This window comes from Pseudomonas sp. SIMBA_067, from assembly GCF_046534675.1.
In the GTDB taxonomy this organism is placed as follows: Bacteria; Pseudomonadota; Gammaproteobacteria; order Pseudomonadales; family Pseudomonadaceae; genus Aquipseudomonas; species Aquipseudomonas putida.
The window spans coordinates 1-266 of sequence record NZ_JAWRYH010000570.1 but is presented as its reverse complement, the minus strand read 5'-3'; the positions used below and the strand labels follow the sequence as shown (position 1 = coordinate 266).

Genomic DNA, 266 nt, shown 5'->3' with positions numbered 1-266 from the left:
AAAGCACTTTTTTTGGACCGCTTAAGTACTCTATTTTACCGCAGCATGTGGCCCCGAATGAACTAACTAAAGCGAATGGACTGGTGGAGTCGGGTACTTTTGTAGCAATTTTATTGGGCACGGTATTTGGCACCTATTATATAACCCAAGCAACGGGCCCTATTTATATCAGTATCGCAATAGTAAGCCTTGCAGTTATTGGCTTTTTAAGCAGTCGATTTATTCCTAAAAGTGCAGCCAATGATGCTAACTTAAAAGTATCGATT

1 pseudogene is annotated in these 266 nt (G+C 40.2%); it reads left to right on the top strand.

From position 1 onward, the window contains the following. A pseudogene (locus tag SB765_RS30360) lies at positions 1–266 on the top strand (glycerol acyltransferase); the annotation flags it as partial.